This window comes from Thalassobacter sp. HA4-2 (assembly GCF_055693705.1).
Genome location: NZ_JBVFUK010000001.1, coordinates 2,965,395 through 2,987,481, shown reverse-complemented (window position 1 = coordinate 2,987,481; position 22,087 = coordinate 2,965,395). Strand labels below are relative to the sequence as shown.

The 22,087-nt window shown below is 60.0% G+C and carries 14 protein-coding genes, 2 tRNA genes, 3 rRNA genes and 1 pseudogene; 8 read left to right on the top strand and 12 right to left on the bottom strand.

What is annotated here, in order from left to right:
• Positions 1 to 35 precede the first annotated feature (35 nt).
• The 4 genes from ACZ1G0_RS15215 to ACZ1G0_RS15200 form a co-directional block, all read right to left on the bottom strand.
• Positions 36 to 1,004 (bottom strand): AI-2E family transporter, encoded by a 969-nt coding sequence (locus ACZ1G0_RS15215; RefSeq protein ID WP_472737707.1) that lies wholly within the window; start codon positions 1,002 to 1,004, stop codon positions 36 to 38.
• Entirely contained in the window at positions 1,001 to 1,456 is a 456-nt protein-coding gene (locus tag ACZ1G0_RS15210; protein WP_472737706.1) for a hypothetical protein, read from the bottom strand. The genes ACZ1G0_RS15215 and ACZ1G0_RS15210 overlap by 4 nt, the downstream gene beginning before the upstream one ends.
• A 243-nt stretch (positions 1,457 to 1,699) precedes the next feature.
• Positions 1,700 to 2,119 carry a phage holin family protein gene (locus tag ACZ1G0_RS15205; RefSeq protein WP_472737705.1) on the bottom strand — a complete coding sequence of 140 codons (420 nt, stop codon included), beginning with the start codon at positions 2,117 to 2,119 and terminating at the stop codon, positions 1,700 to 1,702.
• Positions 2,116 to 2,517 carry a hypothetical protein gene (locus ACZ1G0_RS15200; RefSeq protein WP_472737704.1) on the bottom strand — a complete coding sequence of 134 codons (402 nt, stop codon included), beginning with the start codon at positions 2,515 to 2,517 and terminating at the stop codon, positions 2,116 to 2,118. Before ACZ1G0_RS15200 ends, ACZ1G0_RS15205 begins: the two co-directional genes overlap by 4 nt.
• A 702-nt stretch (positions 2,518 to 3,219) precedes the next feature.
• Between ACZ1G0_RS15200 and ACZ1G0_RS15195 the strand changes: the two genes are divergently transcribed.
• From ACZ1G0_RS15195 to rrf, 5 genes are all read left to right on the top strand, one after another.
• A 16S ribosomal RNA gene (locus ACZ1G0_RS15195) occupies positions 3,220 to 4,687 on the top strand.
• A 134-nt stretch (positions 4,688 to 4,821) separates the two neighbouring features.
• Positions 4,822 to 4,897, top strand: a tRNA-Ala gene (locus tag ACZ1G0_RS15190).
• Between the two features lie 230 nt (positions 4,898 to 5,127).
• Positions 5,128 to 5,204 (top strand) — tRNA-Ile (locus ACZ1G0_RS15185).
• A gap of 336 nt (positions 5,205 to 5,540) precedes the next feature.
• Positions 5,541 to 8,480, top strand: a 23S ribosomal RNA gene (locus ACZ1G0_RS15180).
• A gap of 79 nt (positions 8,481 to 8,559) precedes the next feature.
• Positions 8,560 to 8,674 (top strand): 5S ribosomal RNA (gene rrf / locus ACZ1G0_RS15175).
• Together the 16S, 23S and 5S rRNA genes with 2 tRNA genes alongside form the textbook arrangement of a ribosomal RNA operon.
• A gap of 137 nt (positions 8,675 to 8,811) precedes the next feature.
• On the opposite strand, the gene ACZ1G0_RS15170 is transcribed toward rrf, so the two are convergent.
• The 3 genes and pseudogenes from ACZ1G0_RS15170 to ACZ1G0_RS15160 form a co-directional block, all read right to left on the bottom strand.
• Complete coding sequence (locus tag ACZ1G0_RS15170; RefSeq protein WP_472737703.1) at positions 8,812 to 10,413, bottom strand: ABC transporter ATP-binding protein; 1,602 nt, start codon at positions 10,411 to 10,413, stop codon at positions 8,812 to 8,814.
• A pseudogene (locus ACZ1G0_RS15165) lies at positions 10,403 to 11,268 on the bottom strand (ABC transporter permease). Before ACZ1G0_RS15165 ends, ACZ1G0_RS15170 begins: the two are co-directional and overlap by 11 nt.
• A gap of 47 nt (positions 11,269 to 11,315) precedes the next feature.
• On the bottom strand, positions 11,316 to 12,296 hold the full coding sequence (locus ACZ1G0_RS15160) for an ABC transporter permease (RefSeq protein WP_472737702.1): 981 nt from the start codon (positions 12,294 to 12,296) through the stop codon (positions 11,316 to 11,318).
• A gap of 206 nt (positions 12,297 to 12,502) precedes the next feature.
• Between ACZ1G0_RS15160 and ACZ1G0_RS15155 the strand changes: the two genes are divergently transcribed.
• The 3 genes from ACZ1G0_RS15155 to ACZ1G0_RS15145 all read left to right on the top strand — a co-directional run bounded on the left by ACZ1G0_RS15155 (position 12,503) and on the right by ACZ1G0_RS15145 (position 17,298).
• A complete protein-coding gene (locus tag ACZ1G0_RS15155) occupies positions 12,503 to 14,113 on the top strand; it encodes an ABC transporter substrate-binding protein (protein WP_472737701.1) in 1,611 nt (536 codons plus the stop codon).
• 71 nt (positions 14,114 to 14,184) lie between these two features.
• Complete coding sequence (locus ACZ1G0_RS15150) at positions 14,185 to 16,152, top strand: CocE/NonD family hydrolase (protein ID WP_472737700.1); 1,968 nt, start codon at positions 14,185 to 14,187, stop codon at positions 16,150 to 16,152.
• A 123-nt stretch (positions 16,153 to 16,275) separates the two neighbouring features.
• On the top strand, positions 16,276 to 17,298 hold the full coding sequence (locus tag ACZ1G0_RS15145; protein WP_472737699.1) for a fatty acid desaturase: 1,023 nt from the start codon (positions 16,276 to 16,278) through the stop codon (positions 17,296 to 17,298).
• A gap of 72 nt (positions 17,299 to 17,370) precedes the next feature.
• Here the strand turns inward: ACZ1G0_RS15145 and ACZ1G0_RS15140 are convergent, their stop codons facing one another.
• From ACZ1G0_RS15140 to ACZ1G0_RS15120, 5 genes are read right to left on the bottom strand one after another with little or no spacing between them, the layout of a single operon-like run.
• The gene (locus tag ACZ1G0_RS15140; RefSeq protein WP_472737698.1) at positions 17,371 to 18,081 is read right to left on the bottom strand and encodes an RraA family protein; all 711 of its coding nucleotides are present in this window, start codon (positions 18,079 to 18,081) and stop codon (positions 17,371 to 17,373) included.
• Positions 18,078 to 18,803, bottom strand: coding sequence for an alpha/beta fold hydrolase (locus tag ACZ1G0_RS15135; protein ID WP_472737697.1), 726 nt, complete (start codon positions 18,801 to 18,803; stop codon positions 18,078 to 18,080). Before ACZ1G0_RS15135 ends, ACZ1G0_RS15140 begins: the two co-directional genes overlap by 4 nt.
• A gap of 12 nt (positions 18,804 to 18,815) precedes the next feature.
• A complete protein-coding gene (locus ACZ1G0_RS15130) occupies positions 18,816 to 19,946 on the bottom strand; it encodes a cupin domain-containing protein (RefSeq protein WP_472737696.1) in 1,131 nt (376 codons plus the stop codon).
• 12 nt (positions 19,947 to 19,958) lie between these two features.
• The gene (locus ACZ1G0_RS15125) at positions 19,959 to 20,981 is read right to left on the bottom strand and encodes a LacI family DNA-binding transcriptional regulator (protein ID WP_472737695.1); all 1,023 of its coding nucleotides are present in this window, start codon (positions 20,979 to 20,981) and stop codon (positions 19,959 to 19,961) included.
• Between the two features lie 42 nt (positions 20,982 to 21,023).
• Positions 21,024 to 22,082: an ABC transporter ATP-binding protein gene (locus ACZ1G0_RS15120; protein ID WP_472737694.1), complete on the bottom strand. Its 1,059-nt coding sequence runs from the start codon at positions 22,080 to 22,082 to the stop codon at positions 21,024 to 21,026.
• Positions 22,083 to 22,087: the final 5 nt, after the last annotated feature.

Below are 22,087 nucleotides of genomic sequence, written 5' to 3'. Positions count from 1 at the left end.
TTCATAAGGATAACGTGGCCGGTCGGTCTTGGTTCCTAAGTTTCCTCCAGCGACAGCATCGCCGTGCCCCACAGCAGGACAGGCAAGGCGACGATGGCCCCGATGGGCCCCCACAACCACAGGCCCAGCACTACGGCCAAAAAGACGAACAGTGGATTGACGTCCAACTTTTGGCCCACAAGGGCGGGGGTTACAAACTGCGCTTCGGTGATGTTCATCGCCAGATACAGGACGGGCGGCGCAAAGGCCCAAGCTCCGTCGAACAGGGCCATGCCCGTGACCGTCAGCGCCGCGATCAACATGATCGGACCGAGGTAGAGCAGAAAGTTCAGCAATCCCGCCGCAGCACCCCACAACGGTGCATTGGGCAGGCCAAGGGCCGCCATCACGGCCATAACCGCCAGACCCAGCCCGGTATTGATAACAGCAACCGTTGCGAAGTACCGGGCGACTGTGCGTTCGGCCATCACAAGGCGCGGACGCAGCGCGCCGGTCGTTTTGTATAGGGTGGGCCGTGTCAGGGTGAAGAAAAAGAACGTGCCCAAGATGATCAGCAATTGCGCCCCAAGGTTCGGGGCCATCCAGATCGCATCGGTCACGTCGGGCATGTCCTCGCCCGCCGGGGCCGAGGCTGCGGCCCCCATCTGTTCCAGCCCTTGGGTCAGATCACGCAAGGCGGCCAGCCACGTCTGCATTTCGCTTTGAATGCGCGGCAGCTGATCCATCAGCGCGGCAACAACAGGGCCAAGGGACAGCAGCAGGGTCAGCACCACGGCTATGGCCCCCAGTAACATGATGCTGGCGACCAAGGCGCGGGGCAGGCCGGACCGGTCCAGCCTGTCTGCGACAGGTGCGCCAACCACACCCAGCACCAGCCCCAGAACGGCCGGGGCCAGCACTTCGCGCGCTGTCAGGGCGACCCAGATCGTCGCCACAATGGCAAGCGTCCAGATCGCGAACTTCAGGCTCAGGTCCGGGCGAGGCAGGGGGGCTGTGTCCTTCATTGGGGCCGACTGTCGGCCATGGCCTCACGCAAGGCGGTATCGGCCCGGGCGGTCAGGTTCTCCAATTCGCTGCGCAAGGTTTCTTCGGCCTCGCGCACCAACTGATCGCGGGTTTCGCCCAGCAATTCATCCTCACGCCGGGTGCCGGGCAGGATCGCGCCAAGGACGGCACCCGCGACCAGCGCCAGCGCGCCGTAGGTCGCGGGATCGCGCCGGGTGCGGTGTTGCAGCGACCGGGTCTTGCGTTCCAGTGTGCGTTGCGCATCCACAGCGGCGCGGCGGGCCTGTATCACCCGTTTGCGCGCGCCCTTGGGCAGACGGTCAAGGCCGCGGCCCATGTGGCGTGCCATATCGTCGGAGCGCATGGCGCGGGCGGCCGCCTCGATCCGTTCGTCCTGCCCGGTGTAGTCCGGCGTGTCCTGCCGGAACCCATCGGCCTTGGCCGGGTCCACGGGGGTGTCACATCGGCCCGGCGACCGGGGCCCATCAGGAACAGCGCAACGCCAGCACCCATAACGGCCAGCGCAGCGGGGTTGCGGCGCGCCTGATCCATGGCGGCATCTACCAACGGCAGGGCGCGGGCCTCAGCCTCGGACTTCAACGCGTCGGGGGAAAAGGCAGCCGTAAGTTCGGCTATGGAAGTGGCCAAGGCGCTGCGGTGTTTCTGCGCCTCGGCGTTCAAGTGGGACAGATCATCAGGCATGGGTGTCTCCTTTCAAGGCGTCAATATCATCGGACAGGTTGTCCACGGTCCGGGCTGGGGCCAATGCTCCGGGGCGCAGGCGGCGTACGCCTGCAATCGCAAGAAGGGTCGCACCGATCAGGAACGCCGCCCCCAAGGCAAGTGCGGCCCACCCCGGCGTCAGTCCAAGCGCGACCAACGCGGCCACAGCGGCGGCGGCCAGCACTTCGGTGGCGGTGAGGGCCAACATGAAAGCGACCGCAATCATGGCGAAGCCAACACCGGCACGGGCTGCGTTCTTCGACACCTCAGCCTTTGCCAAGGCGATCTCGGATTTCAGCAGGTGTTTGGCGTGGTGTGCGAGACGCGCTATCGCATCGGCCCCATCTTGCGGGGTGGGTCTGGCGCTTGTTTGCATATCAGGGGCGCTCATGACTGGCTCCCCCGACTGGTCAAGTTAGCACTATGCCACGGATTGCGCGCGGGCGCGTCCGATGCCTTAAGAAACCGTGCGGCTGCAAAGCCTACAACAGCGGCAGCCCCAAGAAACAACAACGGATTGCGGCGGGCCGCCGTGCGCGCGTGATCGGCCATTTGGTGCACGTCCATGGCCCGCAACCCTGCGGTGGCGGCGTCAATCTGGTTCGCGATTGTATCAAGACCCTTTGCCTGCGCCGAGGATGTGTCAAAGGCGTCAGCTGCGGAATGGGCCGTTTTGGCATAGGGGTCGGCGGCCGCAGCGGCTGCATCCGTTGCCTGTGCGACGGCTTGATCTGCATGCGCGCGTGCGGTTTGCTTGGCGTCGCGCCGAAGGGAAGTTGCGTCTGTCATGGAAGGTCTCCTTCACTGGTATGCGCAAAGAACGTCGCCCAGTCCCATCTGGTTCCCGGGCCTAGGCCGATGTGCGGACGAGCGAGGTATGATTCAGCGCGTTTCGATCCTGACGAGTCGTGATTTGGGGCCGATATGTGTGGAGTGACGTGCTCAAACGGGGCAGAACTGGTTGCTGTTTCAAATGACGCACCCACTAAGTAACGGTTATTGCTCAATAATAATGAAAAATCACAAAAAACGAACTTTCTTGGAATTTTGTGCTTGCGGACTCGGGGCTGTAACCGTAAACCCCCTTTCACCGGCGGCGCTGCGGCGCGGGTCGGGGCGCTGGACGGAGCGAGGGACACGGTCCTGAGGGAAGTTTGGCAGACACTACTGGGATGGATGACGCGGGTTGCGCCAAGGGAATTTGGTGCTTCTTGTTGATTTTTGTCCTTTGCTCTTTGAAATTGATAGTATCTGAAGAGATATGTGGGCGGTTTGGTTCATTCGATGGATCAACGTCTGTACATATCGTCTCTTAGGGTTTTGGCTTTTTGGCTGGGGTCCGATGATAGAGGTCAGCTTCACTGTTTGAGGGTTTTCGGTTACTTTGGTAGCTGAAGCACTAAACAGAGAAAGGCTTCACGGTTTACAGTAATGGCCGTGGAGTTGATGTGCAGAGGTTCGAACGTCAAGGATAAGCTGGAAACAGCTTTTCAACTTGAGAGTTTGATCCTGGCTCAGAACGAACGCTGGCGGCAGGCCTTATACATGCAAGTCGAGCGCTCTCTTCGGAGGGAGCGGCGGACGGGTGAGTAACGCGTGGGAACATACCCTTTTCTGCGGAATAGCCACTGGAAACGGTGAGTAATACCGCATACGCCCTTCGGGGGAAAGATTTATCGGAGAAGGATTGGCCCGCGTTAGATTAGATAGTTGGTGGGGTAATGGCCTACCAAGTCTACGATCTATAGCTGGTTTGAGAGGATGATCAGCCACACTGGGACTGAGACACGGCCCAGACTCCTACGGGAGGCAGCAGTAGGGAATCTTAGACAATGGGCGCAAGCCTGATCTAGCCATGCCGCGTGTGTGATGAAGGTCTTAGGATCGTAAAGCACTTTCGCCAGAGATGATAATGACAGTATCTGGTAAAGAAACCCCGGCTAACTCCGTGCCAGCAGCCGCGGTAATACGGAGGGGGTTAGCGTTGTTCGGAATTACTGGGCGTAAAGCGTACGTAGGCGGATTAGTCAGTCAGAGGTGAAATCCCAGGGCTCAACCCTGGAACTGCCTTTGATACTGCTAGTCTTGAGTTCGAGAGAGGTGAGTGGAATTCCGAGTGTAGAGGTGAAATTCGTAGATATTCGGAGGAACACCAGTGGCGAAGGCGGCTCACTGGCTCGATACTGACGCTGAGGTACGAAAGTGTGGGGAGCAAACAGGATTAGATACCCTGGTAGTCCACACCGTAAACGATGAATGCCAGTCGTCGGCAAGCATGCTTGTCGGTGACACACCTAACGGATTAAGCATTCCGCCTGGGGAGTACGGTCGCAAGATTAAAACTCAAAGGAATTGACGGGGGCCCGCACAAGCGGTGGAGCATGTGGTTTAATTCGAAGCAACGCGCAGAACCTTACCAACCCTTGACATCCCTATCGCGGTTACCAGAGATGGTTTCCTTCAGCTCGGCTGGATAGGTGACAGGTGCTGCATGGCTGTCGTCAGCTCGTGTCGTGAGATGTTCGGTTAAGTCCGGCAACGAGCGCAACCCACGTCCTTAGTTGCCAGCAGTTCGGCTGGGCACTCTAGGGAAACTGCCGGTGATAAGCCGGAGGAAGGTGTGGATGACGTCAAGTCCTCATGGCCCTTACGGGTTGGGCTACACACGTGCTACAATGGTGCCTACAGTGAGTTAATCTCCAAAAGGCATCTCAGTTCGGATTGGGGTCTGCAACTCGACCCCATGAAGTCGGAATCGCTAGTAATCGCGTAACAGCATGACGCGGTGAATACGTTCCCGGGCCTTGTACACACCGCCCGTCACACCATGGGAGTTGGGTCCACCCGAAGGCCGTGCGCCAACCAGCAATGGAGGCAGCGGACCACGGTGAGCTCAGCGACTGGGGTGAAGTCGTAACAAGGTAGCCGTAGGGGAACCTGCGGCTGGATCACCTCCTTTCTAAGGATGTTCCTAGCAGCAAGAACTTGTTCTTACTCGTGGAACACTTAGCAGTCACTTTAAGTGACAAACATCGGACCGAGCCGTCCTCATATCTCTTCAGATCGTGGTTGCGAAAGCAGCCCTTACTTACCGGGGCGTTAGCTCAGCTGGGAGAGCACCTGCTTTGCAAGCAGGGGGTCATCGGTTCGATCCCGATACGCTCCACCACTTGCACTTTTGCGATGCAAAGGTGTCAAGGTAAGGTGAATGCGGCAGGGTATCAGCGCAGCTGATGTCCCGAGAGCATTTGCCGATTGCGTATGATCGGGGATTTGATCCCGTTGCGGTCATCGCGTGAACCAGCCTGGATCGCAGCGCTTTGCCGATTGGCCCTTCTCGGGACATTCGCTTTGCGAATACCCTGCCAGGGCGACGCGCTTCCGCAAGCGGAAGCTGCTGGGTCGGTAGCTCAGGTGGTTAGAGCGCACGCCTGATAAGCGTGAGGTCGGAGGTTCAAGTCCTCCTCGACCCACCACTTCATTTGAAGTGGCCCTTTTACAGACAGACTAGATCGTTGAGCCTTTGGCTTTGCCATCCAGTTTGGATGAATTGATATCGTATATAGAGATACACATCAGTATCATGAGAACGCCCGCGTGAGGGATGTTCGGAACGGCGGCTTCGGTTGCCCGGAAAATCATGATATTATTCCAAGTAAATACACTAACCGATGAGGGTTCGCACGGACCCTTGTCAACGTATCCACGTTGCGAACCAGCGCGTGGTGCGGGAAAAGTATGCATTTGATTAATGCCGGTCCGGTTACAAAAGACGGACTTGGCGCGGAAGAGGTCTAACTTCTTCTGGATCAAATCAAGCGCGAGAAGGGCGTTTGGTGGATGCCTTGGCAGTAAGAGGCGATGAAGGACGTGATACTCTGCGATAAGCGTTGGTTAGCCGAGAATAGGCTTTGATCCAACGATCTCCGAATGGGGCAACCCACCTGACATCTTACTATTGTTACTTCGTAACGGACACTCCGTGTCGACCTTTGGTCGGTACATTTTGATCTTTGATCAAAACACTGGGTGGTCGGTGCGGTGTACTCAATAGTGAGATGAACCAGGGATTTTTAACCTGAATACATAGGGTTAAAAAGGCAAACCCGGGGAACTGAAACATCTAAGTACCCGGAGGAAAGGAAATCAACAGATACTCCCCTAGTAGCGGCGAGCGAACGGGGACCAGCCGAGCCATGAGTGTGATTAGAATGCGTTGGGAAGCGCAGCCATAGCGGGTGATAGCCCCGTATAAGAAGCATGATTGGACGTATTAAGTAGGGCGGAACACGTGAAATTCTGTCTGAACATCGGAGGACCACCTTCGAAGGCTAAGTACTCCTTACTGACCGATAGCGAACCAGTACCGTGAGGGAAAGGTGAAAAGCACCCCGACGAGGGGAGTGAAACAGTACCTGAAACCGAACGCCTACAAACAGTCGGAGCCTCCTTGAGGGGTGACGGCGTACCTTTTGTATAATGGGTCATCGACTTGGTCTCACGAGCAAGCTTAAGCCGATAGGTGTAGGCGCAGCGAAAGCGAGTCTTAATAGGGCGCATGAGTTCGTGGGATCAGACCCGAAACCGAGTGATCTAGGCATGACCAGGATGAAGGTTAGGTAACACTAACTGGAGGTCCGAACCCACACCTGTTGAAAAAGGTCGGGATGAGTTGTGCCTAGGGGTGAAAGGCCAATCAAACTCGGAGATAGCTGGTTCTCTGCGAAATCTATTTAGGTAGAGCGTCGTGTCTTACCCCGGGGGGTAGAGCACTGGATGGGTAATGGGGCCCCACAGGCTTACTGATCCTAACCAAACTCCGAATACCCGGGAGTACAATCACGGCAGACACACTGCGGATGCTAACGTCCGTAGTGAAGAGGGAAACAACCCTGACCTCCAGCTAAGGCCCCTAATTCATGGCTAAGTGGGAAAGCAGGTGGGACGACCAAAACAACCAGGAGGTTGGCTTAGAAGCAGCCATCCTTTAAAGATAGCGTAACAGCTCACTGGTCTAAACAAGTTGTCCTGCGGCGAAGATGTAACGGGGCTCAAGCCATGAGCCGAAGCTGAGGATGCACATAGTGCATGGTAGCAGAGCGTAGTGTGAAATAGCTCCACGCCTATTCTTTCTAAGATGCGGACCTTTGCGCTCAAGCAGCGTAAGCGGTAGCGCGTAGAAAGTCGTAGGCTCGGAGCTTTCGATGAAGCCGGGGCGTGAGCCATCCGGTGGAGAGATCACTAGCGAGAATGATGACATGAGTAGCGACAAACAGGGTGAGAGACCCTGTCGCCGAAAGTCCAAGGGTTCCTGCTTAAAGTTAATCTGAGCAGGGTAAGCCGACCCCTAAGGCGAGGCCGAAAGGCGTAGTCGATGGGAACCAGGTTAATATTCCTGGGCCAGTTAGAAGTGACGGATCGTGAAGGTTGTTCACCCTTATTGGATTGGGTGGGCCGCTCATCGGTTCCTGGAAATAGCTCTAACATAAGATCGTACCCTAAACCGACACAGGTGGACTGGTAGAGAATACCAAGGCGCTTGAGAGAACGATGTTGAAGGAACTCGGCAAAATACCTCCGTAAGTTCGCGAGAAGGAGGCCCAGTTTCTACGCAAGTATTGACTGGGGGCACAAACCAGGGGGTGGCGACTGTTTACTAAAAACACAGGGCTCTGCGAAGTCGTAAGACGACGTATAGGGTCTGACGCCTGCCCGGTGCCTGAAGGTTAAAAGGAGGAGTGCAAGCTCCGAATTGAAGCCCAGGTAAACGGCGGCCGTAACTATAACGGTCCTAAGGTAGCGAAATTCCTTGTCGGGTAAGTTCCGACCTGCACGAATGGCGTAACGACTTCCCCGCTGTCTCCAACATCGACTCAGCGAAATTGAATTGCCTGTCAAGATGCAGGCTTCCCGCGGTTAGACGGAAAGACCCCGTGCACCTTTACTACAGCTTCACACTGGCATCAGGCACAACATGTGCAGGATAGGTGGTAGACTTCGAAGCAGGGACGCCAGTTCCTGTGGAGTCATCCTTGAGATACCACCCTTGTTCTGCTTGATGTCTAACCGCGGTCCGTTATCCGGATCCGGGACCCTGTGTGGCGGGTAGTTTGACTGGGGCGGTCGCCTCCTAAAGCGTAACGGAGGCGCGCGAAGGTTGGCTCAGAGCGGTCGGACATCGCTCGTTGAGTGCAATGGCAGAAGCCAGCCTGACTGCGAGACTGACAAGTCGAGCAGAGTCGAAAGACGGCCATAGTGATCCGGTGGTCCCGAGTGGAAGGGCCATCGCTCAACGGATAAAAGGTACGCCGGGGATAACAGGCTGATAATGCCCAAGAGTCCATATCGACGGCATTGTTTGGCACCTCGATGTCGGCTCATCTCATCCTGGGGCTGGAGCAGGTCCCAAGGGTACGGCTGTTCGCCGTTTAAAGAGGTACGTGAGCTGGGTTTAGAACGTCGTGAGACAGTTCGGTCCCTATCTGCCGTGGGTGTAGGATACTTGAGAGGAGTTGCCCCTAGTACGAGAGGACCGGGGTGAACGATCCACTGGTGGACCAGTTGTCATGCCAATGGCAGTGCTGGGTAGCTATGATCGGAAAGGATAACCGCTGAAGGCATCTAAGCGGGAAGCCCCCTCAAAACAAGGTATCCCTGAGAACCGAAGAAGACCACTTCGTCGATAGGCCAGAGATGTAAGCGTGGTAACACGTTCAGTTGACTGGTACTAATTGTTCAATAGGCTTGATTTGATCCAGTAGAAGATAGACTTCAAAAAACAAATCAAACGCATACACCAAAATACTTGGAATAATCGTGTGGCTTTCTCGGATTGGTGGTCATAGCGCGAGTGAAACACCCAGTCCCATTCCGAACCTGGCCGTTAAGCACCGTTGCGCCAATGGTACTGCGTCTTAAGACGTGGGAGAGTAGGTCACCGCCAATCCTAGTAAGCCACACACAATCAGTATCTCTATTCGATAAAAAACAACAACAACGCCGCGCAGATAATCACTGCGCGGCGTCGTTGCGTGTTTGGAACAGACGAATAGTAACCATCTAAAATATAGGCTCTATCGAAACCTACGTTTCGCGTCCCTTGAGCATTCCGGTCAACCAGTCCGGGTCCATTTCGGGCACGGACGACAGCAATAACTCGGTATAGGCCGCATGGGGGGGCGTCAGGATCTCGCTCTTGAGGCCTTGTTCCACAACGCGGCCCTGATGCATCACCACGATCTCGTCAGATATCGCTTCTACTGTCGCAATGTCGTGGGTGATGAAGAGATAACTCACCCCGAGTTCCGCCTGTAGCCGCAGCAGCAAGCGCAGGATGCCCTCTTGCACGATCTGATCTAGGGCAGAGGTCACCTCGTCACAGATGATCAGATCGGCCTCCGCCGCCAAGGCACGTGCGATACAGATCCGTTGCTTTTGCCCGCCGGACAGTTCCGATGGGAACCGATCCATGAACGTGTCGTCCAACTCGATCAGGTCCAGCAGCTCTGACACCCGCGTGCTGCGCGCTTTGCCCGAAAGCCCGTGGTAAAACTCAACAGCGCGCCCGATAATCTCGCCCACGGTTTGCCGCGGGTTCATGGCCGTGTCGGCCATTTGGTAGATCATCTGCACGCGGCGCAACTGATCCTTGCTGCGGGACTTCAGATCTGGTGGCAGCACCTCGCCATTGAAGGATACCGTCCCGCTGGTTTGCGGCAAAAGACCCGTAATCACCCGTGCGACCGTCGACTTGCCAGACCCGCTTTCGCCAACCACCGATACCGTGCGTCCACGCGGAATACGCAAGGACACGTCATGCAGCACAGGCACAATCCCATAGCTTGCATTGATCGACGACAGATCAAGGATGATGTCGTCAGACGGCGCTTCCTCCTTGGCCAACCCCCGGACCGACCACAGAGACTTTGTGTAAGCCTCTTGTGGTGCGCTCAACATCTGCCGCGTGGGGGCTTGCTCCACTTCTTCGCCATAGCGCAAAACTTTGATCGTATCAGCCATTTGCGCCACGACTGCGAGGTCATGTGTGATGTAGATCGCAGCCGTGTCGAACTCGTCGACGATTTTGCGCATTGCGGCCAACACCTCGACCTGTGTCGTCACATCAAGTGCGGTCGTCGGTTCATCAAAGATGATCAGATCCGGACGCGGCGACATGGCCATCGCCGTCATGACCCGTTGCAGCTGTCCGCCCGAGACCTGATGGGGATAGCGGCCTCCAATGCTGGACGGGTTGGGCAACTGTAGGCTGTCGAACAATGTCACCGCGTCGTTGCGTGCCGCATCATTGCTTTGCAGGTTTTCGCGCACGGCGGCCTCGACCGTCTGGTCCATCAGGCGGTGCGCAGGATTGAAGCTGGCTGCCGCAGATTGTGCGACGTAGGCGATCCGCGTGCCCCACAGGTGGCGCTTTTGGGACTCTTTCAGCTTGGCCAAGTCCTGCCCACCGTACATCACCGACCCGCCGGTAAACCGACATCCTGGCTGGGTGTAGCCCATGGCCGCTTTGCCAAGCGTGGATTTGCCCGCGCCAGACTCGCCGATCAGGCCGAGGACTTCGCCTTTGCGCAGCTGCAAATCAACGCCTTTGATAATGGGATGCCAGCGTTCGTCCGAGAACCCCTCGATCCGGATGTCGCGCATGTCGAGCAGGATATCAGAGGTCATCACGCAGTCCGCTGGTTTGTTGCAGGAACCAATCCACGATAAAGTTCACTGCAATGGTCAAAAGGGCTATCGCCGCCGCTGGCAGAAGGGGGTCAGACCCGCCTTCAAATCAAAAGCTGCAAACTGGATCAGCGATGCGTTTTCGCGCACCATGGACCCCCAATCCGCCGTGGGGGGCTGAATGCCTACGCCCAGAAACGACAGCGCCGCGATGGTCAGGAAGACGAAGGAAAAGCGCAGGCCGAACTCCGCCACCAAGGGGGGCATGATATTGGGCAAGATCTCGCGTCGCATGATCCAGCCCAACCCCTCGCCCCGAAGGCGCGCGGCCTCGACATAATCCATGACCACGACGTTGACCGCCACTGACCGAGTCAAACGGAACACCCGCGTGCTGTCCAGTGCTGCGATGATGATGATCAGGTTGATCACGTTGGATCCAAAGATCGACAGCAGCATCAGCGCGAAAATCAGCGAGGGGATGGCCATCAAAACATCGACAAAACGGGACAGACCTTGATCAATCCAGCTGCGGTTGATTGCGGCCACCAGTCCAAGCCCGCCACCGATGACAAAGGCAAGGATCGTGGTCGCAAGCGCAATCCCGATGGTGTTGCGCGCACCGTAGATCAAGCGGGACAGCACATCGCGCCCGATCTGGTCGGTTCCGAACCAGTGCTCGGACGACCATGGCGCGAAGGGCTGGGCAAAAATCTCGGCCTCACCATAGGGCGCGATCACGGGCGCTCCGACGGCGATGACAAAGTAGAAGGCCAGAACCACCATCCCGAACCATGCCGAAACAGGGGCCTTGCCGAGGGCAATTTTTGTGCGCTGCCAACGAGACCGGCGCATGCGCACTGCACCCACCTCTGCGGTGGCGGAATATCCGTCTTGATCGCTCATCTGGGGTGCAACAGCCTTGGGTTGGTGATGATGCCGATGATGTCGGCAATCAGGTTCAGTAGAATATAAGTCGCGGCAAAGATCAGGGCGCAGGCCTGCACCACGGGGATGTCACGGGCCGTCACGCTGTCGACCATCAACTGGCCGATCCCGGGGTAGACGAACACCACCTCGACCACGACGACCCCGACCACAAGATAGGCCAGGTTAAAGGCGATGACGGTGGCGATGGGCGCCCACGCGTTGGGCAGGGCATGTTTCAGGATGACCTCGCGGGGGGACGCTCCCTTGAGGCGGGCCATTTCGATGTAGGGCGAGGCCAGCAAGTTGATAATCGCCGCCCGCGTCATCCGCATCATATGCGCCACGATCACCAGCGTCAGGGTCATGGCTGGCAGGGCGACGGCATACAAGCGATCCCCAAAGGGTGTGCTCGCATCCACATTTGCCAAGGCTGGAAAGACCGGATTGATCGCCGCCAACAGCAGGATCAGGATATAGGCGACAAAGAACTCTGGCGTTGCGATCGTTGTCAGGGTCGTCACGTTCACGGCGCGGTCGTAGAAAGAATTTCGGTACAACGCCGCCGTCAGCCCAAGGATCAGGGCCAAGGGAACCGCGATCATCGCTGTCACCCCAGCCAGAAATAACGTGTTCCACAATCGCGGCGCGACAAGGTCGGCAACAGGGCGGGATCGGTCCTGCCCCGACGCGGCCCGCCCCGAAAACGACGTGCCCAGATCGCCCGTCGCCACCGCGCCCAACCATTGGAAGTAGCGGGTTACGGCGGGTTCATCCAAGCCAAGCTCTTTGCGAAAGGCCGCTGTTGTTTCCTCTGTCGCGGCTTGTCCCAAGACAGCCTCGCTGAAATCACCGGGCAGCATAGAGATCGAGCTGAAGATGATGGCAGACACCACAAAAAGGGTCATAAGCCCCAAGCCAAGGCGTTTCAAAATCGTCGATACGACTGGATGCACGGTGCAACGTCCCCCTGAATTGTCCCGTATCTTCGGGCCTTACAAATATCATGGGCGGCACTTGACCCGTTTGTAAACCCGCTTAAATCATCGGGTCCTTCAAGAAATGTGTTCACAGGCGCGGATCGTCTGCTAGGCTGTCGTCGTAAACAGACTGTGTTGGGCACGAATCCGACACGCACACGACCGACTTCAGGGAGAAGACCGTGAGATCTCAAAAAGACAAATTCATCGCGCAAAAAGCAAAACAGCTGACAGAACGCCAGATTGACCGCCGCTCGTTCATCATGTCCGCGCTGGCCGCAGGCGTTGCCCTGCCCGCCGCCATGAGCCTTGCGACCCGCGCCGAAGCGGCCACGCCCAAGATGGGGGGCACCCTGCGCGTGGGCTACGGCCACGGATCCACCACCGATAACCTTGACCCCGGCACGTCCGAAAATGGGTACACGCAGGCGCTGCTGTACAATCGCGGCAACCACCTGACCGAGGTGTCCTCGACCGGTGAACTGATCCCGGAACTGGCCGAAAGTTTCGAGGCAGACAACAATGCCACCCGTTGGGTGTTCAAGGTCCGTCAGGGCGTCGAATTCCACAACGGCAAGACCCTGACCCCCGAAGACATCGTCGCTTCGATCAACCACCACCGGGGCGAGGACTCCAAGTCGGCAGCCAAAGGCCTTTTGACTGCTGTGACGGACCTGCGCGTGGACGGTGACAACGTGATTTTCGAGCTTGAGGGCGGCAATGCCGACTTCCCGTTCATCCTGTCCGATTATCACCTGATGATCATGGCGTCCGAAAACGGCGCAATTGACCCGCAAAGCCCCATCGGCACTGGCGGCTATGTCCTCAATGAGTTCGAGCCCGGCGTGAAGGCCAGCCTGACGCGCAACCCCAACTACTGGAAAGAGGGCCGCGCCCATTTCGACGCTATCGAAATGCTGTCGATCACCGACCCCACCGCGCGCCAGAATGCGGCCATCACCGGGGCTGTGGATTATGTGGACAGCCTTGACCCGAAAACCGTGTCCCTGATGGCCCGCGTGCCGACCCTGAACATTCTGGAGGTGACGGGCACCCAGCACTACACCTTCCCCATGCGTCTGAATGTTGAGCCCTTTGGCAACTACGACCTGCGGATGGCGCTGAAACTGGCGATCAAACGGCAGGAGCTGGTGGACAAGATCCTGTTGGGCCACGGCGTGGCAGGCAACGACGTGCCCGTGTCCTCGGCCATGCCGTTCCTGAACACCGAGCTGCCGCAGCACGAGTTCGACGCAGATCGCGCGCGCTTCCACTACGAAAAGTCCGGCCATTCCGGCCCGATCCAGTTGTCCGCCTCTGATGCTGCCTTTGCCGGTGCCGTGGATGCGGCCCAGTTGATCCAAGCCTCCGCCGCAGAGGCAGGGATCGAGATCGAGGTCGTGCGCGAGCCGTCCGATGGGTACTGGTCCAACGTGTGGAACAAAAAGGGCTGGTGTGCCTGCTACTGGGGCGGTCGCCCGACCCAGGACTGGATGTATTCCGCGGCCTACACGGCGGATACGGAATGGAACGACACAGCCTGGAAAGACACCGAAGCTGCGCAGCGCTTCAACGAAGTGGTCGTGGCCGCCCGCGCCGAAACCGACCAGACGCAGCGCAAGGACCTGTATTGGGAGGCGCAGCGACTGTTGCAAGACGATGGCGGTGCCATTGTGGCGATGTGGGCCAACTTCATCGGCGCCCATGCCAAGACCCTGACCAACGACGGCAACATTGCCGCGAACTGGGAAAACGACGGCAACAAGCTGGGCGAGCGTTGGTGGTTCGCATAGGCGCCCACATCTGACAGTCAATCGGGGCGGCGGGGGAAACCTCGCCGCCCTTCGTGTTTGAAAGGGGTGGTATGGACACCGTCACTGATTTCCCGTTCGAAGTGCGCGAGGATGCGCATGTGGTCATTCCAATTCCGGACGGCACCCGTCTGTCTGCCCGCATGTGGCGGCCCGAAGGCGCGGGGCCAGTGCCTGCGATCCTTGAATACCTGCCCTACCGCAAGCGCGACGGCACCCATGTGCGCGACGCCCTGACCCATCCTTACATGGCGGGCCACGGCTATGCCTGCGTGCGCGTCGATATCCGGGGCACGGGCGACAGCGAGGGGCTGTTTGACGACGAATACAGCCCAACCGAACTGGCGGATGGTGTCGCGGTCATCGAATGGCTGGCCGCGCAGGATTGGTGCGATGGCAACGTGGGCATGATGGGGATCAGCTGGGGCGGGTTCAACGGCCTGCAATTGGCCGCGATGCAGCCCGAACCCCTAAGGGCCGTGGTGTCGATCTGTTCCACCGTGGACCGGTTCGCGGACGACATCCACTACAAGGGGGGCGTGATGCTGGGTGAAAACCCGGGGTGGGCCGCCACGGTGTTGTCGTGGTTTTCCCTTCCCCCTGACCCTGAAATCTATGGCGAAGGCTGGCGCAAGGCGTGGTTGGATCGGCTGGACAGCACGCCCTTTCTGGCCCACCGGTGGGCGGCCCACAGCCACAAGGACGCCTACTGGCGCCACGGTTCCGTGTCCGAGGATTACGGCGCGATCAAGGCCGCCGTTCTGGCCGTCGGCGGGTGGCACGACGGCTATCGCAACACGCCCGGGCACCTTGTGCGCAACCTGACCGCGCCGTGCCGCGCCATCGTGGGGCCTTGGGTTCACAAGTATCCCCATTTCGCGTGGCCTGAACCGCGCATCGATTTTCTGGGCGAGATGCTGCGCTGGTGGGATCACTGGCTGAAGGGGATTGACCGGGGGGTCATGGACGACCCGCCCATGCGCGTCTGGATGATGGACAGTGTCCCTCCGGCGGTGCATTTCACCGAACGCCCGGGCCAGTGGGCCGCGGCGGGCGGTGCGCTGCGCCGCACCCTACAGTTTACGGACACCGGGCTGGCCGATGCCCCAAGCGCCTTTGACCGCACCGCCCGGACCGAGGCCGCCTGCGGGCAGGGGACGGGCGAGTACTTCCCTTTCGGTTTCGGACCCGGAGAGTTCCCGGACGACCAGCGCGCCGATGATGCCCTGTCGCTGTGCTTTGACAGTGCGCCGCTGGCAGAGACGGTGATCAGCGGTGCGTCCACCGTGCGCCTGTCCCTGTCCGCCGACCAGACCCACGCCCAAGTCATTGTGCGTCTGTGCGACCTGCGGCCAGACGGCACCTCGGCCCATATCAGCACGGGGCTGTTGAACCTGCGCCACCGGGACGGGCACGACAGCCCGCGCGACGTGGTGCCGGGGCAGGGGATGCAGGTCACAGTCACGCTGGACGATATCGCCTATCGTCTGCCCGCAGGGCACCGCCTGCGCGTGGCCATCAGCCCCAGCTATTGGCCCTTTGCCTTTCCGTCCGCCAACCCTGTCACCCTGCGCGTCACTGCGGGCAGCCTCGATCTGCCCCTGTGGGACGGCACCCCTGCGGCCGATTTTGATCCGCCCCGCAGCGCCCCGCCCCTGCAAGAGCAACAGCTGACCCCCGGGACCGAGGGTAAGCGCATCCTGCGCGACCTGACGGCCCGGACCCTGACCACCGTGATCGAAGGGGACACGGGCAAGGTCCTGAACCCCGAGACGGGCCTGACCCTGTCCATCCACAACACAGAGACCTTTGTGATCCCCGACGACGACCCCGGCGCGGCCCATGTCACCTTTGCATGGACCCGCACCATGGGGCGCGGCGACTGGCACATCCGCACCGAAGCCCAAGTGACGCAACGGGGCGAAGGGCCGGATTTCGTCATCAGCGCCCACCTGACCGCATTCGAGGGAGAGGCACAGGTTTTCACCAAGGACTGGACAGCGCGGGTGCCACGCGGCTGATCGCCGATCCGTGACTTGCCTTTTGGTTGCTTTTGTCACACTGCCCTAAGGACAATTTCGATTGTAAGCACGTTCTTAACTGTGCCCGTGGCACGGTCCCCGAAAACGACCATCGGATTATTCATGACGGATCAAACGCGCGCGCCCGCCCGGGACTGGATCAAAACCCTGTCCAAGTATCGTGACCCCAGCACTCTGCGCTCCAGCTTTGAGTTGGGCGTGACCCTTGGGGCCTTTGTCACGCTCTGGGCGCTGGCGTGGTATGCGCTGTCCATCAGCGCGCTGCTGACGCTGGCCTTGTCGGTCGTGAACGCCGCGTTCCTGCTGCGCCTGTTTATCATTCAACACGATTGCGGCCACGCGGCCTTCCTGAAGAACAGGGTGTTAAGCGATTGGTTGGGCCGGGTTCTGGGGGTGTTTACCCTGACGCCATACGACGTTTGGAAACGGTCCCACGCGATCCACCACAGCAGCTCTGGCCACTTGGGGCGGCGCGGTATTGGCGATGTGCACACCTTGACCGTGGCCGAATACCACGCGCTGACGCCGTTCAAACGCCTGATGTATCGCCTGTACCGCCACCCGTTGGTTCTGTTCGGCCTTGGGCCGGGCTACCTGTTCTTTTTGCAAAACCGCCTGCCCTTGGGCCTGACCCACGCCGCGCGCTATTGGGTCAGTTCCATGGGCACCAATGCGATGATCTTCATGGCGCTGGCGACGATCTACTACTTCGGCGGGGCGATGCCGATCCTGCTGATTTTCTTGCCCTCGACCCTGCTGGCGGCGACAGCTGGCATGTGGCTGTTCTACGTCCAGCACCAGTTCGAAGACACCACTTGGGAGGGGGAAGAGACGTGGGATATCCATGACGCCGCCCTGCACGGGTCTTCGCACTACGTCATGCACCCCGTGTTGCAGTGGCTGTCGGGCAACATCGGCATCCACCATGTGCACCACCTGTACAGCCGCATCCCGTTCTACCGCCTGCCCGAGGTCCTACGCGAGAATGGTGAGCTGGCCGAAATGAACCGCATGACCATCCGTGAAAGCATCGAATGCGCCCGCCTGCACCTGTGGGACGAGGGCAGCAAGCGCCTGTTGACCTTCCGCGAGGCGCGCGCGGTGATCAAGGGACGTGCCGCCTAAACAGGGTCCAAGCGGGTTGCGGGTGAACACGCGAGGTCTGACGACAGCGGGCGACGCCGGCCCCAAGCGACATCAGGTGCGCCGCGCTTCGAAATTGGCCCAGGCGGCTTCGAGCTTTTCGATGTCAAAACCCGGCGCGCGCGCAGGGCCAAGGATCAGGTTTTCATTCGCCACAACTGTCGCGATGGAGGCTTCCAGATCGGGGATCACATCCTCTGGCACAACAACGGCGCCATGGCGGTCGGCATGGACAAGGTCATCCTCGTAGACCTGCAGGCCCTTGATCGTCACCCGCTCGCCCAAGGTGCGCACGTGGACGAACCCGTGGCTGGGCCCGATGGATCCAGCCAAAATGGGAAAGCCGTCGTCAATCACGTCCAGATCCCGCATCACACCATTGGTCAGCGCACCTGCGATCCCCAGCCCCTTGTGCACGGCGACATGGACCTCGCCCCACCATCCGGCGATGCAATTGGGGTAGTCCACGTCCTCGACCACGGTGACGGTGGGACCGGGACCACGGGCTACGGCGCGGAAATACTCCAGACGGCGGGCCTTGATCACCGCATCGCTTTCGGTCGGGGGGGCCAGACCGGCAATCTGCGCGGTGCGCGCCCGGCCCACCATCGCAGGCGTGCCGGGGCGCGAATGGAACATGGTGCCCCGGGTAAATCGGTTGAACCCACGCTTGCCCTGCGCAACCTCGATGGCGTTGCACACCGTGGGCGTGTCCACCGATTGCAGCAGGGCCAACAGGGTGTCGGGAATCGTCTGAAGGGTCATGCGATGGCCTTTGTCTGAGGGGGGTCCAATACCGCAGCCAAGCCCGACCGGATCGCCGCCGCGACCCGACCCGGTTGTTCAAGCAGTGCAAAGTGTCCTAAGCCTTCCAGAACCTGCAGCGTCGCGCGGGGGGCGCGGTCGGCGATACCGGCCACAAGATGGGGCGGCGTCAGGCGATCCTCTGCCCCGGTGACAAACACCAAGGGCAGCGCGCTGCGTTCCAGATCGTCCTGCGCACCGGGGCGCGAGGCCGCCAGTTCGGTTTGCGCTGGTATCAGGGGCGTTGTGGCCCGGGCCATGGCGATGACCCGTTCGCGCAACGCGGGACTGTCATCGGTGGACATGGCGGCCCAGTTTTCGGTCACCCAATCCCCTGCGGCCCCTGACAAAACGCGGTCGCGCACCGCTTCGCGACGCGCACGATTCTCAGCCGGATCGGGCAAGGGATTGCTGGCCAACAGGACAACCGCCCGCGCCTGCGCCAAGGCCCCAAGGTTATGGGCCAGAACCAGCGCACCAAGGCTGAACCCGCAGACAATCTCGCCGCCCTGCACCGCGTCGCGCAGGGCCGCGTCGTAATCCGTGACACAGGGCGCGTCGGGCATGATCACATGGCGCTGATCTTGGGGCACACCCAAGTGACCCAGCATCGGTGTGAACACATCTTGCGTGCACAAGGTCCCGGGCACCAGAGCCCAGCGAGAGGAGGACAGGTCGGGCATCGCAGGCTCCGTCTATTCGGCGACCATGCCGTAGTTTGGGACCAGATGGGCATCCGCCGCATAGCCCTGCGCGTCCAGCGCCCAACCGCTGGCATAGGCGGCCTCGATCACATGGGCGCGGAATTGGGGGCGCTTTTGGTGATCGCCAGAGATGATGACCAGCATCTCGACCGGCGCATCGCCGGTGTTCTCAAAGCTGCGCACCACATCGGCGGGCACCGAATAGGTGTCCCATGCGCCCAGATCAATCGTCACATCGGCCTCGTCGTTCATGGACAGGCGCACGCCGCCCTCGCGCGGGATGAGGACCATTTTCTCGGCCAGCGTGAAGGCAGACACTTTTTGCCCCGGCTGCAGGCGCAGCCAATCCATTGAGAACCCATGGGGGTTGCGGATGGCGGCCATGTGGTTGCGGTTCTGGCTGATGCCATAGCCGATCACAGGGGCAACCTCGGCCCCGCAGCCGGGCAGATCGCGGTCTACAAAGGCAGGCTGGTAATCGCGGTCCGCGGTGGTCACGACCCTTTGGCGCATCTCGTCCATGGAATAGTTGCGCAGTTTGGCGACATCGGCATCGGCCATGGGGGCGATGCATTGATCCTCGGTCGGTTCGGGATCGCCTTTGGAGGTGTCGATCAGCATGTTGCTTTTGGAGATATAAAGACCGTAGTCCGCCGCCTCGCGGATGATATCGGGGTGGAAGATCACGCCCCCGGTGTTGTCCCCGCCCAGCGTGGTAAAGACCCAGCCCTCGCCCTCGCCGGTATTGGTGAAGCCGCGGAAAATCCAAGTGGGCAGGGACAGGATATCTCCGGGACCTGCGGTGAACTCGTTTTCGCCGTTCGACCCCCAGCGGAAGGTGTAGGTCCCGTCATAGACCATGAACACCTCGGCGGTGAAATGGATGTGCAGGTTGTTGGTGATGCCCGTGGGCATGGCGGCGGCCCCGATGTTAAACCCATGCGCCTCGGGCAGGTTGATGACCTGTTCTGACGAGGAGGTCACACCGGGGCCGATGATCGAATAGTTCTGTTTCAGGTGCGAGCCGGGTTTTTTGCAGTCGATAAACGCCACCGTGCAGGAGGTGTAGTCGCTGCGCTGCACATGGCGGGCGTCGGCTTGGGCTTGGGTGATCTGGGTCATGATGCGGTCCTCTCAGGTCTGGGCGGTGGGTCGGCGGGCAGAGCCGCGCACGATCAATTCGCCCGCAATTTCAATTTTCTCAGGCGGGCGGGCCGGGTCGTCGATTTCGGCCAGCAAAAGGGTGATGGTGGCCTCGATCATCCGCGCCAAGGGTTGCCGCACCGTGGTCAGGTCAAAGGTGCGCCACGCAGCCATGGGCACGTCATCATAGCCTACCACCGACACGTCCTGCGGCACGCGCAGGCCCAGTTCTTCGCGCAGCGCCTCCATGACGCCAAAGGCCATGTGATCGTTGGCCACAAAGATCGCATCCGGTTTGGGGCCAGCGCCCGCGAACAATTTGCGGGTCTCGTCCATGGCCACGTTGCGGCGGAAATGGCAATCCACGCAGGCCACGGGTTCCAGTCCCGCAGCCTCCATCGCGGTCAGGAAGCCGGTCTGTCGTTCCAACCCGTTCAACGCCATGCGCCAGCCTGCAAGGTGCGCAATCCGGGTGTGGCCGCCCGCGATCAGGAATTCAGTGGCGACCCGCGCGCCCTCGATATTGGCGGCAGTGACCATGGCAGCGCCCGGGTCCATTTGCCCGCGATTGAACAACACGCAAGGGATGTCCGAGGCGCGCACACGGCTGACCAATTCGTTGGACAGGCTGGTGGACACAACGATGATCCCGTCCACCCGGTCCGCCTTCAGATCGTTGATGATCGCATCCACTTCGTCCGCGGAATTGCCCGCGAAATAGACCGTGGCCGAATACCCTTGCGCATTCAGCGCCTTGGACAACCGTTGCAACGCCTCGCTGAAGAAGGCGTTTTTCAGATAGGCCAGCACGATCCCCACCCGGTGCGAACGCCCCGAGTTCAAGGACCGCGCGACGGAGTTCGGCACATAGCCCAATTCCTGCGCCACGGCCCGCACCCGCGCAGCCTTCACCGGATCCACCGAAGCCGAACGGTTGAACACGCGGCTGACCGTGGGCTGGCTGACGCCGGCCGCGCGGGCAACATCGCTGGCGGTGACACGGGGGGCGCTCATGGCTTAGGCGCGTCTATAGGGCGGGGCGGCGGGGGTCATCCATCACATCCTGATGCGGTTCTCGGTTTCTGGGTCGAACAGATACAGGTGATCTGCGTTCAGCTTGATGCCTACGATATCATCCTGTTCCTTCCGCAGGTGGCGGTCGCCCTTGGCGATCACGCGCTGCTTGCCCCATTGCACCGTCAAAAGGGTCGCCTCGCCGGTGTTCTCGAAGGCATAGATCTTGACGTCGATGTCGCCTTGCCCGGCCTCGTGCACGGACATGTCGTCGGCGCGCACCCCAAGGATTGCCTTGGCGCGGTCGGGGCTGTTGACCTTGACCAGCTGCGTGCCGCCCGTGGTCACAAACATGCCACCCTGCACCGACCCGTTGATCAGGTTCATGGCCGGGCTGCCGATAAAGCCCGCGACAAACAGGTTCGCCGGATCGTTGTAGATTTCGTCCGGCGTGCCCAGCTGCTGGATCACCCCGTGTTTCATCACCGCGACCCGGTCGGCCAGCGTCATCGCCTCGATCTGGTCGTGGGTCACATAGACGGTGGTGATCTGTAGTTCGCGGCTGAGGTGTTTGAGTTCCGCGCGCATGGTCACGCGCAGCTTGGCGTCCAGATTGGACAGCGGCTCATCCATCAAGAACACCTTGGGTGTGCGCACGATGGCGCGGGCCAGGGCCACACGCTGACGTTGGCCGCCCGACAGGGCCTTGGGCTTGCGGTGCAGGAACTCGGTCAGTTCCACCTGCTCGGCGGCTTTTTCGACGCGGGCGGGAATCTCGTCCCTGGGCACGCCGCGCACCCGCAAAGGATAGGCGATGTTCTCAAAGATCGTCATATGCGGGTACAGGCCGTAGTTCTGGAACACCATGGCGATGTCGCGGTCCTTGGGCAGGTCGTCGTTGACCATGCGGTCGCCGATCCAGATCTCGCCTTCGGTGGGGTCTTCGAGCCCCGCGATCATGCGCATGGTCGTGGTTTTGCCACAGCCCGAGGGACCTAGCAGGACAAGGAATTCCTCGTCCTTGATATGCAGGGATTGGTTGTTGACCCCGACGAAATCGCCCCAGCGTTTGGTCAGATTGTTGAGCTTGATCTCGGCCATTAGCG

Coding starts and splice junctions, on each gene's coding strand:
- ACZ1G0_RS15150 (WP_472737700.1), top strand. CDS start 14,185: ATGGACACCGTCACTGATTTCCCGTTCGAAGTGCGCGAGGATGCGCAT.
- ACZ1G0_RS15120 (WP_472737694.1), bottom strand. CDS start 22,082: ATGGCCGAGATCAAGCTCAACAATCTGACCAAACGCTGGGGCGATTTC.
- ACZ1G0_RS15130 (WP_472737696.1), bottom strand. CDS start 19,946: ATGACCCAGATCACCCAAGCCCAAGCCGACGCCCGCCATGTGCAGCGC.
- ACZ1G0_RS15215 (WP_472737707.1), bottom strand. CDS start 1,004: ATGAAGGACACAGCCCCCCTGCCTCGCCCGGACCTGAGCCTGAAGTTC.
- ACZ1G0_RS15205 (WP_472737705.1), bottom strand. CDS start 2,119: ATGAGCGCCCCTGATATGCAAACAAGCGCCAGACCCACCCCGCAAGAT.
- ACZ1G0_RS15140 (WP_472737698.1), bottom strand. CDS start 18,081: ATGACCCTTCAGACGATTCCCGACACCCTGTTGGCCCTGCTGCAATCG.
- ACZ1G0_RS15145 (WP_472737699.1), top strand. CDS start 16,276: ATGACGGATCAAACGCGCGCGCCCGCCCGGGACTGGATCAAAACCCTG.
- ACZ1G0_RS15135 (WP_472737697.1), bottom strand. CDS start 18,803: ATGCCCGACCTGTCCTCCTCTCGCTGGGCTCTGGTGCCCGGGACCTTG.
- ACZ1G0_RS15200 (WP_472737704.1), bottom strand. CDS start 2,517: ATGACAGACGCAACTTCCCTTCGGCGCGACGCCAAGCAAACCGCACGC.
- ACZ1G0_RS15170 (WP_472737703.1), bottom strand. CDS start 10,413: ATGACCTCTGATATCCTGCTCGACATGCGCGACATCCGGATCGAGGGG.
- ACZ1G0_RS15125 (WP_472737695.1), bottom strand. CDS start 20,981: ATGAGCGCCCCCCGTGTCACCGCCAGCGATGTTGCCCGCGCGGCCGGC.